The sequence below is a fragment of the Agrobacterium sp. LEGMi-208b genome (genome assembly GCF_059511785.1).
In genome coordinates, this window is record NZ_CM183445.1 from 2,506,598 (window position 1) to 2,518,423 (window position 11,826).

An 11,826-nucleotide genomic window follows, 5' to 3' on the forward strand; every position below is an offset into this window, starting at 1 on the left:
ACCGCTATCGCAGACGCGCCATGCAATAGGCATCGACATAATCGCCATCACGGAAGGCGAAGGATTTCAGATGGCCCTCGACCTCGAAGCCGAATTTGCGATAAAGCGCGAGCGCCGGTTCATTGTCGGTGAAAACGGTCAGTTCAATCCGTTTCAGGTCCAGCCAGCGATCCGCAATGGCGAGAATTTCGCCGATCATGGCGCTGCCGATTCCCCGTCCCTTATAGGCATCATGAACGCCCATGCCGATGCTGCCCGCATGCGCCCGGCGGTTGGTGTGGCGCGTCAAGCCGATATCACCGACGATCTTGCCGTCCAGGATGGCAATCAGCGCAAAACTGTTGGCCGGCTGGGTTTCTATCCCCTTGCGAATATCGTCGGGATTGTGGTGTGGCCAGCGCAGCGTCCCGTAGCGATATCCGGTCATGTTGTGCAGTGCTGTTATCCCCGGCGCATCCGCCAGAGTACGGGCGCGAATACACAGGCCTTCGGGCCAGCGCGCATCGGGGTCCAGGGGTAAGGGTATATCGCATTCCGGCATGTCTGCTCTCCTTGGATATTCAGCCGAGGCAGAGCGGGAAACACCAAACCCTGCCAATTTGCGGCAGGGTGGTGGACGGATGACCAGATGACTAACGCACTGACACCGCCACGCGCCCTGCGGGGCGAATGGTCACGGTGAGATGCATGTGGGTAGCAAAGCCGGTCATGGCGGCATAAGGCCAGAGGAGCCGCCGCGCGTCAAGACGGCACGGCAGGGATCATTCCCGGAAACACCTGGGTCAGAGGAAAAGAACGAGGCCGCTATCTTGCAAGCCGACCTCGATCTTCCTGACTTCACTGCAGCCGCTGGCGAGGCGGGCGTAATCTGGAAAGCAATCTGCCATCGATCGCCGCAAGACCGGCGGCGATCATCGCCATGCCGGCAAAGTGTTTTATTTCCAGTTGTTCCCCGAGAAGCAGCGAGCCGAGCAGGATGGCGCTGACCGGGATGAGGAAGGTGACGAGAGCGAGGTTGGTGGCGCCGGCGCTTGCGAGAATACGGAAGAAGATGAGGTAAGCGAGCGCCGTCGACAGGAGGGCGATGCCGATCAGTGCACCCCAGGTGCCAAGGCTCGGCATGGCGAGCGTCCATGGCTTGTCGATGAGGAGGGCGGCCGGGATCAGCATCAGTGTTGAAGACGAAATCTGGCCGGTGGCGGTCATCAGCGGCGGCACGCCCATGGCTTTGAAACGGCGGCCGAATATGCCCGCGAAGGAATAGGAGATGGCGGCGCCGAGAATGGCGATCTGACCCCAGAGGCCGGACGAGCCGGCAAAGGCGGCCGGGCCGATCATCGTCGCCACGCCGGCAAAGCCGATCAGCACGCCGGTGAGCTTGTTGCCGGTCATTTTTTCGTCAGCGGTCAGAAAATGCGCGACGATGACGGTGAAGAGGGGCGTGGTGGCATTGAGGATCGAGGCGAGCCCGCTGGCAATCTGGGTCTGGCCCCAGACGATCAGGCAGAAGGGAATGATGTTGTTGAGCAGCCCCATTCCGAAAAAGGCGCGCCACACCGCCCATTCGCGCGGCAGGCGAAGGCCCATGAGACGGCAGACGATCAGAAGCGCGATTGCCGCAAGACTGACGCGCAGCGTGACGATGGTGACGGGCGGCAGTTCCTTGACGGCGACGCCGACAAAAAAGAACGATCCGCCCCACAGGAGCGAAAGCGCGACGAGCATCGCCCATTCACCGGCATCCATCTGTTTCTGTATCGCCATCGTCATCTCCCAAAAGCATCAGTATCGACATGATCGCAGACGGGATTGCCGTCATCCACCCGATATCGGTTGAGTTTATCTCAAACTAATAATGTGTGTGTTTCGCCACGCTTCATGTCCTGTTGCGCCTATTTACTCCCTGTTTTATGGTGTATTCAAACGATTGTTTCTCGCGCGATAATTGAGATGAGCTAAATCATGGCAGCCGAACTTCCCTCTCTGAAAGGGTTGCAGGCCTTCGAGGCCGCAGCGCGGTATCGCAGCGTAACGCTTGCTTCCAACGAATTGAACGTCACGCCCGGCGCGGTCAGCCTGCAGATCCGGGAGCTGGAAGCGCGCCTTGGCGTGCAGCTTTTTTCCCGAAAGCCGCGCAGCATCCAGCTGACGCGGGAGGGGGAACGTTATTACGGCGCGCTCCGCACCGCCTTTCGGATGATGCGCGAAGCGACGGCGGAATTGACGGCGCGCTCCGAGATCACGGTTCTGACGCTGAGCTGTACGCCGACTTTCGCCGTGCAATGGCTGATGCCGAGATTGCCTGCCTTTCAGCAGCAACACCCGCATGTGGATGTTCGCATCAGCGTGACGAACCGGCTGGTGGATTTTTCGCGGGACGATGTCGATCTCGCCGTGCGGCACGGTTTTGGCCGATATGAAGGGCTGGAGAGCATCCGCTTCATCGATGACAGCACCCTGCCGGTCTGTTCGCCGCAGCTTCTGGAAAAATATGGGCCGCTTCAGGAGGCGGGAGATCTGAAATCCGTGCCGCTTCTGCATGATGAAAACCGCAATGAGTGGCGGCGCTGGCTGGAGGCGGCAGGAGCATCCGAGGTCGATGCCTCCGGAGGCACGGTCTTCATCGACAGCAATGGCGCGCTGGATGCGGCAAAAGCCGGGCATGGCATTGCGCTCACCCGGCGTTCGCTCGTTTCCCGCGAGCTGGCTGAAGGCGCATTGATTGCGCCCTTCGGGAAGGATATGGCCAGCACGCTTGCCTATTTTCTCGTTTATCCGCGACGCATGCTGGAGAATCCCGATCTGGTGACGCTGATTGACTGGATGCTTTCGCAGGCGCGTTCGACCGAGGCCGGTTCTCTTTGAGGCCAATCCGGTCTATGCCGGAATGAAACAACGGGAATCACTCTTGAAAACCATCGCCATCGATTTCGAAACCGCCAATGAGGAACGGGGCAGCGCCTGCTCCGTCGGGCTTGCGTGGATAGAAGAGGGTGAGATCGTTCGCGTGGAAGAACGTCTCATCCGTCCGAAGGACATGCGGTTTTCGCCCTTCAACATTGCCGTGCACGGCATTCGCCCTGATGATGTCGAGGATGCGCCGGAGTTTCCCGAGGTGATGGAGGAATTCATCGACGATATCCAGGGCGCCACCATGATTGCCCATAATGCCGCCTTTGATTTCAGCGTCATGCGGGCGTCGTTCGACAAATATCGGCAGTCCTATCCGGATCTTTCCTACCTGTGCAGCGTCAAGATTGCCCGCCATGTCTGGCCCAATCTGGCATCGCACAAGCTGAATGTGATTGCCCATCACCTCCAGCTGCGTTTCGTGCATCACAATGCCGCCGAAGACGCGGTTGTCTGCGCGGCTGCGTCTATTGCCGCTGCCAAGGCCTTGCGCGTCGCCCATGTCCGAGACCTGCCGGAAAAGATCGGCATGGTGGTCGGCCGTCTCACTTCCACCGGTTACCAGCCCTGCAGCATGAAAAAACGCGCTGTCTCCCGGGTTGCGTAACGCCTTCTTCCACCTATGTTTGAAGCAGCGTAACGGAGAAGATGCGATGACGATGAAAACTCTGTCGGGTTTGTTTGCGGGCTTTCTGGCATTGCTTCCGGTGACAGCGGCGCATTCGCAGGTCGTTGGCGAGGTGGGCGTCGACTGGATCGGCAATGACATCGTCATCGAGGCGATCGCGGATCCGAAGATCAAGGGTGTCACCTGCCACGTTACCTATTTCGAGCGCGGCGTCATCGACCGGCTGAAGAACGGCAACTGGTTCGAAGACCCGTCCAACAACGCCATTTCCTGCAGCCAGACGGGACCGGTGGAGATCGGCGATATCGATCTGTCGAAGGGCGGGGAAGAGGTGTTCCGGCAGGGCATGTCGCTGGTGTGGAAGAAGCTCGTCGTCAGCCGTGTCTACGACAAGGCGAATGACACGCTGATTTACCTGGTCCATGCGCGGGAACTGACCGACGGTTCGGCCAAGATGGCGATATCGACGGTGCCGCTTTATAATCAGCAGGTGACGTGGCAGAAGGGCAAGCCTTGAGGGTTTGCCACCCGCGCTGCTGCGCATAACTCAACCGCGACGTCATCCTCGGGCTTGTCCCGAGGATCCAATCACGTATCTTAAAATGATAGGTTGCAGATGCTCGGGACAAGCCCGAGCATGACGGAGGAGAGGTTTACAGCCCGGCCGTGCCCCTCAAGATAAGTCGCAAGATCTACCCGTTTATTATCAATGTGAAATCGGCCGATTTAATCAGGCCGCTTCGCGCGCCAACTCGTCCGCAATGACCGTGTCGAGGTTGAGGAAGCAGACCATGCTCTTTTCCAGCGCCACGATGCCGCGGCAGAAGCTGCGCTGCTCTTCGGGAATGATATCCGGCGCAGGCTGCAGGTCTTCGGAGCGGATGGTCATCATGTCGGAGACCTGTTCCACCAGGAGGCCGACCAGCTTGCCGCCGATATCGGTGACGATGATGGCGGAGCGCTCGGACGGTTCGGTCATCTTCATGCCGAGGCGGCCGGCCATGTCGATGACGGGAATGACGGCGCCGCGCAGGTTGATGAGACCGAGAACATAGGGCGGCGTGTGCGGCATCGGGGTGACCGGTGCCCAGCCACGGATTTCGCGGATCGCCATGATGTCGATGCAGAATTCCTGATCGCTCAGATGGAAGGAGACGATTTCGAGATATGCGCCGGATTGCTTGATGGCGTTGGACATGACGGCAGGTTTCCTCTGATGGCTCTCTAACAGGCCCGCGCAGGATTGAGCTTTATGCGGTGGCCGGAGAATGGACCGGGAGACATCATGTCGAGGCTTGAAAAACCGCTATGGTCATCATGCACAGCAAGATTTTAAACTTTCCCTAACAATTGCCCCGGTCCCGCCGGCAAAACCCAGTATTTTGGCGGTTTTCGCGCTCAAGCAAACAGGTTATGATGAGCATATGAACATGCTCGTTTCCCATCCGCTGAAGTTTATTCTGGCAAGTCTTGCGGCGGCGGCCTCACTTGCCGTTGTGCTTCTTGCCTTTGAGGGCTGGGTGCGGCACAGCACGGATATTTTCCTGTCCACGGTACAGAGCGGCATTGCCTGGTGTCTATGACGCGTTTTCCAGTTCGGGCTTTGTGACAAATCAGCGCGGTTAGTCCAAATACGTCCAGTTGATTTGCCGTCCCCGTCGCCTTTCGTTATCTGTCTGCCAGGCTTGCGACATGCCGCCAGCTTTCGGGGTAGGATTGGACAATGAGAAACATTCGCATCGTATTGTGGGCCGTTGTGCTCGTTCTCGCCGGTGTCGTCAGCTGGTTGACGATCGAGATGACGAAGACCCGCGAGCAGATGGTCGAGACGGCCTATGGCGTGCCGTTTGAACTGACCGCGCAAAACGGCCAGCCGATCACCGAAAAGGCGTTTCAGGGCAAGCCGACCGCGCTGTTCTTCGGTTTCACCCATTGCCCGGAAGTCTGCCCCACAACCCTGTTCGAGCTGAACGGCTGGATGGAAAAGGTGGATCCGGCCGGCGACAAGCTGCAGGCTTATTTCGTTTCCGTCGATCCCGAGCGCGATACGCCTGAGATCATGCAGCAATATGTCTCCAACGTCTCGAAGCGGATCACCGGCATTACCGGCCCGGTCGACAAGATTGCCGAGACGCTGAAAGGCTATCGCATCTATGCCAAGAAGGTGCCGGTGGACGAGAAGGATCCAAATGGCGATTACACCATGGATCATACGGCATCGGTGATCCTGCTTGACGCCAATGGCCGCTTTGCCGGAACGATCGCCTATGGTGAAAACCCTGATGTTGCCGAGCAGAAGCTCCAGAATCTTCTGAAGGGCGCGAAGGCATAATTGCGACGGGCTTATTGGACTGATGAAGGTTTTGTGGCAAAGGCAGATTGAGTAGCCCTAGCCAGAGAAAGCAGCCCGCCGTGAGCGAAATCCGCCTCTATGTCACCACGACCGAAATTCAGGCTGGTGAAATCCTCGATCTCATGTCGGACTATTTCGGTGAGGAGGATGTCGCGATCGCCACGACCGAGGTGGATGAGAAGCGCGACATCTGGGAAGCCTCGGTTTATCTGATGGCCGATCAGGAAGAGGAGTTCCGCGCGCGCGTCAGCGCGCTGCTTGCTCCTGTCTTCCCCGGTCTCGTCATCGAGAAGGAGACCGTTCCTGATGTCGACTGGATCGCCAAGTCTCTCGAGGGGCTGAAGCCGGTTCGGGCGGGGCGCTTCATCGTGCATGGCGCGCATGATCGCGACAAGGTGCAGGCGAACGATCTGGCGATTGAAATCGAGGCGGGTCAGGCTTTCGGCACCGGCCATCACGGCACGACGGCAGGCTGCCTTGAAATGATCGAGGAGGTTCTGCGGGCACGGACCGTGCGCAATGCGCTCGATCTCGGCACCGGCAGTGGCGTTCTTGCCATCGCCGTGCGCAAGATGCGTCCCATTCCGGTGCTGGCGACGGATATCGATCCCATCGCCGTGAAGGTGGCGAAGGAGAATGTGCGGCTGAACGGCATCGTCTCCGGGATGGCGCTGGAGACCGCGCCGGGTTTCCACTCGGATGCCTTTCGCAAGCATGGCCCGTTCGATCTCATCATCGCCAATATTCTGGCGCGGCCGCTCATCAAGATGGCACCGCAACTCGTCGCGCATCTGGCGCCCGGCGGCACCGTCATCCTGTCGGGAATTCTCGCATCACAGCGCTGGAAGGTGCTTTCCGCCTATAATGGCGCAAGGCTTTCCCACGTCCGCACCATCTGGCGCAATGGCTGGGTGACGCTGCATCTGCGCAAGGACTGAAGTTTCCGCAGCATCCCTTTCGGACAAAAGAAAAGGCGGCGCTTTCGCGCCGCCTGGGAACCCGCGAGCATGGGAGGAGCTTGCTCAAGCGGGTCGACGTATTCTTGTTCAGACGCGGGGGAGGGAGGGTCGCCGCGCCTGATGTGATCAGAATACGTAGCTGGACTTTGCCTTGCGACGCAGATCGGCGCGGTTCATGCCGAGCGCTTCGAGCGACTTGTCGTCGAGGTTCAGAAGGGCGGCGTTGACATGGCGGCTGACCTGACGCTCGCGTGCTTCAACGACGCGATCGAAGGCGGTGCGGAGGAAAGATTTTGCCATTGCTTCAAATCCTTGTTTGCCAGGAGAGTGTCTCTCTCGCTGTGTTGATCCTGATATAAGCGATGTGTTTTTGTTTGGTTAGAGGGGATACGTCACGGTAGGCGTGCGTATTTCGCATGGCTCTTTGCCTTGAGTATTACTTATTTCGCAAAAAATGCACAATTTATCGCCGTAATCCTGTCTGTCATATATGGCTTGAAACCGGCTTTGTCCGCGTGGCATTGTCGTTGCGCGCCAATGATTTGACGGCGCGAACGAACAGCTTTTCCCATGACAGTTCCCGAAAGACGCACATGTTCCAGACCTTCGAAAACAAATCCGCGCCGCAATTCGGCAAGGCCCGTGTCGAGGCGCTGCGCGCCGGTTTCGACGCCCTTAGCATTGACGGTTTTCTGGTGCCGCGCGCCGATGAATATCAGGGGGAATATGTGCCTGACTGCGCCGAGCGCCTGTCGTGGCTGACGGGCTTTACCGGTTCCGCCGGCATTGCGCTGGTGACGCGCACGGAGGCGGTGGTTTTTGTCGATGGCCGTTATACGACGCAGCTCAAGTCACAGGTCGATCAATCGGTCTTCAGCGGCGGCGATCTGGTTGGCGCGCCACCCTCCGTCTGGCTGGCCGAACATGCTTCCCAGGGTTTCCGGCTCGGCATCGATCCGTGGCTGCACACCGGCGCGGAGCTGAAGCGGCTGGAAAAAGTGCTTGCCGGCAAGGGTGGTTCGGTCGTTCTGCTGGAAAAGAACCCGCTCGATGCCCTGTGGCGGGATCGTCCCTCCGAGCCGCTGGAAGCTGTCGTTATCCAGCCCGAAGCCTTTACCGGCAAGCTGGCGAAGGAAAAGATCGCTTCTCTGGCGGAAACGGTCGCGGCAAAGGGGGCGGATGCCCTGCTGGTCACCGATCCATCGTCCATTGCCTGGATTTTCAATATTCGCGGCAACGATGTGCCGCATACGCCGCATCCGCTCGCCCGCGCCATCCTCTATGCGGATGGCAGGGCGGATATTTTTCTCGACAAGCGCAAGACCGGCATTGAGACCGAGGCCTATCTGGCGCAGCTCGCGACACAATTGCCGCCGTCGAAGATCGCAGATCGTCTGCATGCCATAGCCAGCGCCAAGGGCCGGGTGATGGTCGATGCCGATCTGACACCGGTGGCGCTGACCGGCGCAATCACGGCAGCGGGCGGCTCGCTCATCGAGGAGGCCGATCCTGTCCGCCTGCCGCGTGCACGCAAGAACAAGGCGGAGCTGGCCGGCTCCGCTGCCGCCCATGTGCAGGATGGCGCGGCCATGGTCGAATATCTCTGCTGGCTGGACCGCCAGCAACCCGGCAGTGTCACTGAAATCGCCGCCGTGAAGGCGTTGGAGGTCGCACGGGTCAAGGTGGGACAGGGGATGCAAAACCCGCTCAAGGACGTGTCTTTCGATACGATTTCAGGTGCCGGCGAACATGCCGCCATTATCCATTACCGTGTCACCACCGATACGGACCGCACCCTTGCGGACGGGGAGATGTTCCTCGTCGATTCCGGCGCGCAATATGTCAATGGCACCACTGATATCACCCGTACCGTCGCAATCGGCGCCGTTCCGGAAGAGCAGAAGCGTTTCTTCACACTGGTGCTGAAAGGCATGATCGGCATCAGCACCGCGCGGTTTCCGAAGGGAACGCGCGGTTGCGATCTCGATCCGCTGGCGCGCATCGCGCTGTGGAAGGCGGGTGCCGATTACGCCCATGGCACCGGCCATGGCGTCGGTTCCTATCTTTCGGTGCATGAGGGGCCGCAGCGGATCTCAAGGCTTTCGACGCAGGAGTTGCTGCCGGGCATGATCCTGTCCAACGAGCCGGGTTATTACCGGCCCGGCGCTTTCGGCATCCGCATCGAGAACCTCATCTATGTGCGCGAGGCGGAAGAGGTGGCCGGCGGCGACCAGCCGATGTTCTCCTTCGAGACGCTGACCTTTTGCCCCATCGACCGCAGGCTGGTGGTGACCGCTCTCCTGACCGATGAAGAACTGGGCTGGCTGAACGCCTATCACGCCGGGGTTCTGGAGAAGCTTTCTCCCTTGATCACCGACGAGGAGGTTAAGGCGTGGCTCGTTGCCGCAACCAAGCCATTGGAGCGGGTCGCCTAAAAAAACGGAAAGTGCCTGATCGCGATGACGATGGCCCAGCCGATGGCCAGCATCGTCAGGCCGGGAAAGCGCAGGCAGACCAGAAGTGCTGCCACCATGCCGATCTTCACCTCGTATCCGCCTTCGAAAAAGGCGGGTGCGACGAGCGTGGTCAAAACCGCCACGGGAACGGCGTTCAGTCCCGCCTCCATACGCGGCGGGATGGATTTCATCCGCGTCATCAGCACATAACCGCCGATGCGGGTCAGATAGGTGGCGATGGCGGCGAGCGCGATCAGGATCAGCGTATCGGTGTGCAGCATGTCGCTCATGGCGTTTCCACCTCGGAACCTGTTCCGGCGCCCGGCTTCGGCGGATAGAGGACCGCGACAACGATACCGGCAATCGCGCCGAGGCTGACATGCCAGGGAGATCCGACGAAGTGATAGGCGACCGTTGCACCAACCGCGCTTGCCAGCATGACAGGGTAAAAATTCTCCCGCTGGCGGAAGCTTAACACCATGCCCATGAAATAGATCGGCAGCAGCACATCGAGACCGATGGCTTTCGGATCGCCGACCATATTGCCGAGCGATGCGCCGAGAATGGTCATGGCCAGCCACAGCACATAAACCGGCGTGGCGAAGCCCATGTACCAGGAAAAGCCGACCGTGCCGGTATTTTCGTATTTCCTCACCGATTCGGCGAATTGCGGATCCACCAGCACGAAGAAGCCCGCGGCTTTTTGCAGGAATGACCAGTTCGAGATCATTCGGGCAATGGCGGCGGAATAGAGGATATGGCGAAAATTGACGGCGAAGACCGAAAGAACGATCAGCCAGGGGGCAACCTTCTGGCCGAACAGTTCGATCCCGACGAGCTGGCTTGCGCCGGCATAGACGGTGCCGCTCATGATCGTGGCTTCGGTGATGCTCAGTCCGTTATCGACTGCGACTGCGCCGAACAACGCACCGAAGGGGGCGGCGGAGAGGGCGATCGGGAAACCGCTCTTCAATCCCTCGCGAAAATCTGCATTGAACATTTCTGGAAACTCCTTGCCCGCCGCTCTATCGCCGTCCCGGCCGGCTGGCAAACGAATTGCATGAATGGATCGATTGATTCCCTTGAAGCTTCCGTTACGGTAACGCCTCATATGGCCGGTGCCGGGCGCCATTTCATCATGTTTCTCCCGCACCGCTTGATCGTCAGACGATGGAAGATCGATGCTGGAAAAGCAGGAAAAGGCCGCTCTGGCCGCACGTGTCCGGGATTATCTTGCCCGGGAGACCGAAACCGAAATCGGCCTTCTGCAGGCGGAAATCTTCGTGGATTTTCTGGCCGAGGAGCTGGGGCATGTTTTTTATAATGAGGGGCTCAGGGATGCGCATGCTGCGATCCTGAGACGCCTTGAGGATGCGGCAGGCGATATCGACGTGCTGGAGAAACCGAAGCCGCGCTAATGGTACTCTCCTTCCTCATCCCTGTGCTCGTCACAGGGATCCAGCCAGCCCAAGCCTTGGGCTGAGAAGAGTCCTTTCGCCACGCGGACGCGTGTCGGCTGGATTCCTGTGACGAGCACAGGAATGAGGGGGAGTGGGGGATCCGCCCTGTCCGGTAGCGTTCGTTTTTTAAACGCGACGGGCCCTAGTCCCGCAAAATGTCACGGCTTTTGAGAATGGCCGCGCCTTTTTCCCGCATCGTCGAAATCGCGGCCTTGATGCCCTGCGGATCGATGCCGCGGCTGGCATCTTCGATGAAACGGATATTCACACCGGGCAACATGTCGAGGGCATCAAGCACCGAAAAACTGACGCAATAATCGGTGGCAAGGCCGCAGACGTCGAGTTGCGTGACACCCTGACGGCTCAGATAGTCGGCCAGTCCCGTCGTCGCCCCCTGATCATTGTCGCGAAAGGCGGAATAGCTGTCGACGGCGGGGTTTTCGCCCTTCTGCTGAATATAATCGAAGGCTTCCGTCTTCAGATCCGGATGGAATTCCGCATCCGGCGTGCCCTGCACGCAATGGTCCGGCCACATCATCTGCGGTTTTCCGGAAAGTTCGCCCATGTCGAAGGGTTTCTTGCCGGGATGCTGCGAGGCGAAGCTGCCGTGATTTTCCGGATGCCAGTCCTGCGAGGCGACGATCAGATCGTAGCCGCCATTGTCGATCAGGGCATTGGCGACGGGCACGACCCTGTCGCCATCGGCAACGGCCAGATTGCCGCCCGGGCAAAAACCGTTCTGGATATCGATGAGCAGCAGCGCCTTCATGATGTGCCTCCCTTTTCAAGGCAGGATGCCAAGCCGGCTTTGACGGATCAAGCCCCTTTCGACCTATCCGGCAGGCACTGATGTTTCGGGCGGGGGGCTCTTCCTGTCGCAGTCCTGCCGCATTTGCAGCAAATTTCCGGCCAAGTCGGAATTTACCTGACAATGCGGCGACGGAAATTTTTAGGCCGATGACGCTCCTTTAAGGGGCATTTCCCCGGATCAGGCGATGCGGATGCACGCAGTCCCGGCGCAAGTCATTGTTTTGCCTTCGCCTTGCAATGCGCAGACCTT

Annotated in this window: 15 protein-coding genes; 8 read left to right on the forward strand and 7 right to left on the reverse strand. The window is 59.2% G+C overall.

The genetic code is table 11. The features are described 5' to 3' along the window. Positions 1-4 precede the first annotated feature (4 nt). Positions 5-541, reverse strand: a complete 537-nt coding sequence (locus tag AC5YUO_RS12080) for a GNAT family N-acetyltransferase (RefSeq protein ID WP_496153462.1) — start codon at positions 539-541, stop codon at positions 5-7. Positions 542-837: 296 nt separating this feature from the next. Next, positions 838-1,764, reverse strand: coding sequence for a DMT family transporter (locus AC5YUO_RS12085; protein ID WP_496153463.1), 927 nt, complete (start codon positions 1,762-1,764; stop codon positions 838-840). 198 nt (positions 1,765-1,962) lie between these two features. Here AC5YUO_RS12085 and gcvA point away from each other — a divergent pair, with 198 nt between their 5' ends. From gcvA to AC5YUO_RS12100, 3 genes are read left to right on the forward strand one after another with little or no spacing between them, the layout of a single operon-like run. Next, positions 1,963-2,865 carry a transcriptional regulator GcvA gene (gcvA, locus tag AC5YUO_RS12090; RefSeq protein ID WP_496153464.1) on the forward strand — a complete coding sequence of 301 codons (903 nt, stop codon included), beginning with the start codon at positions 1,963-1,965 and terminating at the stop codon, positions 2,863-2,865. A gap of 43 nt (positions 2,866-2,908) precedes the next feature. Continuing rightward, the gene (locus tag AC5YUO_RS12095; RefSeq protein WP_400813324.1) at positions 2,909-3,517 is read left to right on the forward strand and encodes a 3'-5' exonuclease; all 609 of its coding nucleotides are present in this window, start codon (positions 2,909-2,911) and stop codon (positions 3,515-3,517) included. A gap of 46 nt (positions 3,518-3,563) precedes the next feature. Then, positions 3,564-4,055 (forward strand): CreA family protein, encoded by a 492-nt coding sequence (locus tag AC5YUO_RS12100; protein WP_035220532.1) that lies wholly within the window; start codon positions 3,564-3,566, stop codon positions 4,053-4,055. A 213-nt stretch (positions 4,056-4,268) separates the two neighbouring features. Here AC5YUO_RS12100 and AC5YUO_RS12105 read toward each other — a convergent pair whose 3' ends face one another. Continuing rightward, positions 4,269-4,736, reverse strand: coding sequence for a chemotaxis protein CheW (locus AC5YUO_RS12105; RefSeq protein WP_004430791.1), 468 nt, complete (start codon positions 4,734-4,736; stop codon positions 4,269-4,271). 97 nt (positions 4,737-4,833) lie between these two features. On the opposite strand from AC5YUO_RS12105, the gene AC5YUO_RS12110 reads away from it, so the two are divergent. The 3 genes from AC5YUO_RS12110 (at position 4,834) to AC5YUO_RS12120 (ending at position 6,829) form a co-directional block, all read left to right on the forward strand. Further along, positions 4,834-5,121, forward strand: coding sequence for a hypothetical protein (locus AC5YUO_RS12110; RefSeq protein ID WP_496153465.1), 288 nt, complete (start codon positions 4,834-4,836; stop codon positions 5,119-5,121). Positions 5,122-5,261: 140 nt separating this feature from the next. Beyond that, positions 5,262-5,870 carry a cytochrome oxidase assembly protein Sco gene (sco, locus tag AC5YUO_RS12115; RefSeq protein ID WP_496153466.1) on the forward strand — a complete coding sequence of 203 codons (609 nt, stop codon included), beginning with the start codon at positions 5,262-5,264 and terminating at the stop codon, positions 5,868-5,870. 80 nt (positions 5,871-5,950) lie between these two features. Next, on the forward strand, positions 5,951-6,829 hold the full coding sequence (locus AC5YUO_RS12120) for a 50S ribosomal protein L11 methyltransferase (protein ID WP_496153467.1): 879 nt from the start codon (positions 5,951-5,953) through the stop codon (positions 6,827-6,829). Positions 6,830-6,976: 147 nt separating this feature from the next. Here the strand turns inward: AC5YUO_RS12120 and AC5YUO_RS12125 are convergent, their stop codons facing one another. Further along, positions 6,977-7,150 carry a hypothetical protein gene (locus AC5YUO_RS12125; RefSeq protein ID WP_003522343.1) on the reverse strand — a complete coding sequence of 58 codons (174 nt, stop codon included), beginning with the start codon at positions 7,148-7,150 and terminating at the stop codon, positions 6,977-6,979. A gap of 293 nt (positions 7,151-7,443) precedes the next feature. Between AC5YUO_RS12125 and AC5YUO_RS12130 the strand changes: the two genes are divergently transcribed. Beyond that, positions 7,444-9,285, forward strand: a complete 1,842-nt coding sequence (locus tag AC5YUO_RS12130; RefSeq protein WP_496153468.1) for an aminopeptidase P family protein — start codon at positions 7,444-7,446, stop codon at positions 9,283-9,285. Here AC5YUO_RS12130 and AC5YUO_RS12135 read toward each other — a convergent pair. Continuing rightward, entirely contained in the window at positions 9,282-9,596 is a 315-nt protein-coding gene (locus AC5YUO_RS12135) for an AzlD family protein (protein WP_496153469.1), read from the reverse strand. The two genes, AC5YUO_RS12130 and AC5YUO_RS12135, sit on opposite strands and share 4 nt — an antisense overlap. After that, the gene (locus AC5YUO_RS12140; protein ID WP_496153470.1) at positions 9,593-10,306 is read right to left on the reverse strand and encodes an AzlC family ABC transporter permease; all 714 of its coding nucleotides are present in this window, start codon (positions 10,304-10,306) and stop codon (positions 9,593-9,595) included. Before AC5YUO_RS12140 ends, AC5YUO_RS12135 begins: the two co-directional genes overlap by 4 nt. 181 nt (positions 10,307-10,487) lie before the next feature. On the opposite strand from AC5YUO_RS12140, the gene AC5YUO_RS12145 reads away from it, so the two are divergent. Further along, entirely contained in the window at positions 10,488-10,724 is a 237-nt protein-coding gene (locus AC5YUO_RS12145) for a DUF2164 domain-containing protein (protein ID WP_496153471.1), read from the forward strand. A gap of 184 nt (positions 10,725-10,908) precedes the next feature. Here AC5YUO_RS12145 and pncA read toward each other — a convergent pair whose 3' ends face one another. Further along, positions 10,909-11,535: a bifunctional nicotinamidase/pyrazinamidase gene (pncA, locus tag AC5YUO_RS12150; RefSeq protein ID WP_496153472.1), complete on the reverse strand. Its 627-nt coding sequence runs from the start codon at positions 11,533-11,535 to the stop codon at positions 10,909-10,911. Between the last annotated feature and the right edge of the window lie 291 nt (positions 11,536-11,826).

What these genes read in the sequence shown, in the direction of transcription:
- AC5YUO_RS12105 (WP_004430791.1), bottom strand. Translation starts at nt 4,736, where the DNA reads ATGTCCAACGCCATCAAGCAATCCGGCGCATATCTCGAAATCGTCTCC.
- sco (WP_496153466.1), top strand. Translation starts at nt 5,262, where the DNA reads ATGAGAAACATTCGCATCGTATTGTGGGCCGTTGTGCTCGTTCTCGCC.
- AC5YUO_RS12080 (WP_496153462.1), bottom strand. Translation starts at nt 541, where the DNA reads ATGCCGGAATGCGATATACCCTTACCCCTGGACCCCGATGCGCGCTGG.
- AC5YUO_RS12085 (WP_496153463.1), bottom strand. Translation starts at nt 1,764, where the DNA reads ATGGCGATACAGAAACAGATGGATGCCGGTGAATGGGCGATGCTCGTC.
- AC5YUO_RS12135 (WP_496153469.1), bottom strand. Translation starts at nt 9,596, where the DNA reads ATGAGCGACATGCTGCACACCGATACGCTGATCCTGATCGCGCTCGCC.
- AC5YUO_RS12100 (WP_035220532.1), top strand. Translation starts at nt 3,564, where the DNA reads ATGACGATGAAAACTCTGTCGGGTTTGTTTGCGGGCTTTCTGGCATTG.
- pncA (WP_496153472.1), bottom strand. Translation starts at nt 11,535, where the DNA reads ATGAAGGCGCTGCTGCTCATCGATATCCAGAACGGTTTTTGCCCGGGC.
- AC5YUO_RS12125 (WP_003522343.1), bottom strand. Translation starts at nt 7,150, where the DNA reads ATGGCAAAATCTTTCCTCCGCACCGCCTTCGATCGCGTCGTTGAAGCA.
- AC5YUO_RS12130 (WP_496153468.1), top strand. Translation starts at nt 7,444, where the DNA reads ATGTTCCAGACCTTCGAAAACAAATCCGCGCCGCAATTCGGCAAGGCC.
- AC5YUO_RS12140 (WP_496153470.1), bottom strand. Translation starts at nt 10,306, where the DNA reads ATGTTCAATGCAGATTTTCGCGAGGGATTGAAGAGCGGTTTCCCGATC.
- gcvA (WP_496153464.1), top strand. Translation starts at nt 1,963, where the DNA reads ATGGCAGCCGAACTTCCCTCTCTGAAAGGGTTGCAGGCCTTCGAGGCC.
- AC5YUO_RS12145 (WP_496153471.1), top strand. Translation starts at nt 10,488, where the DNA reads ATGCTGGAAAAGCAGGAAAAGGCCGCTCTGGCCGCACGTGTCCGGGAT.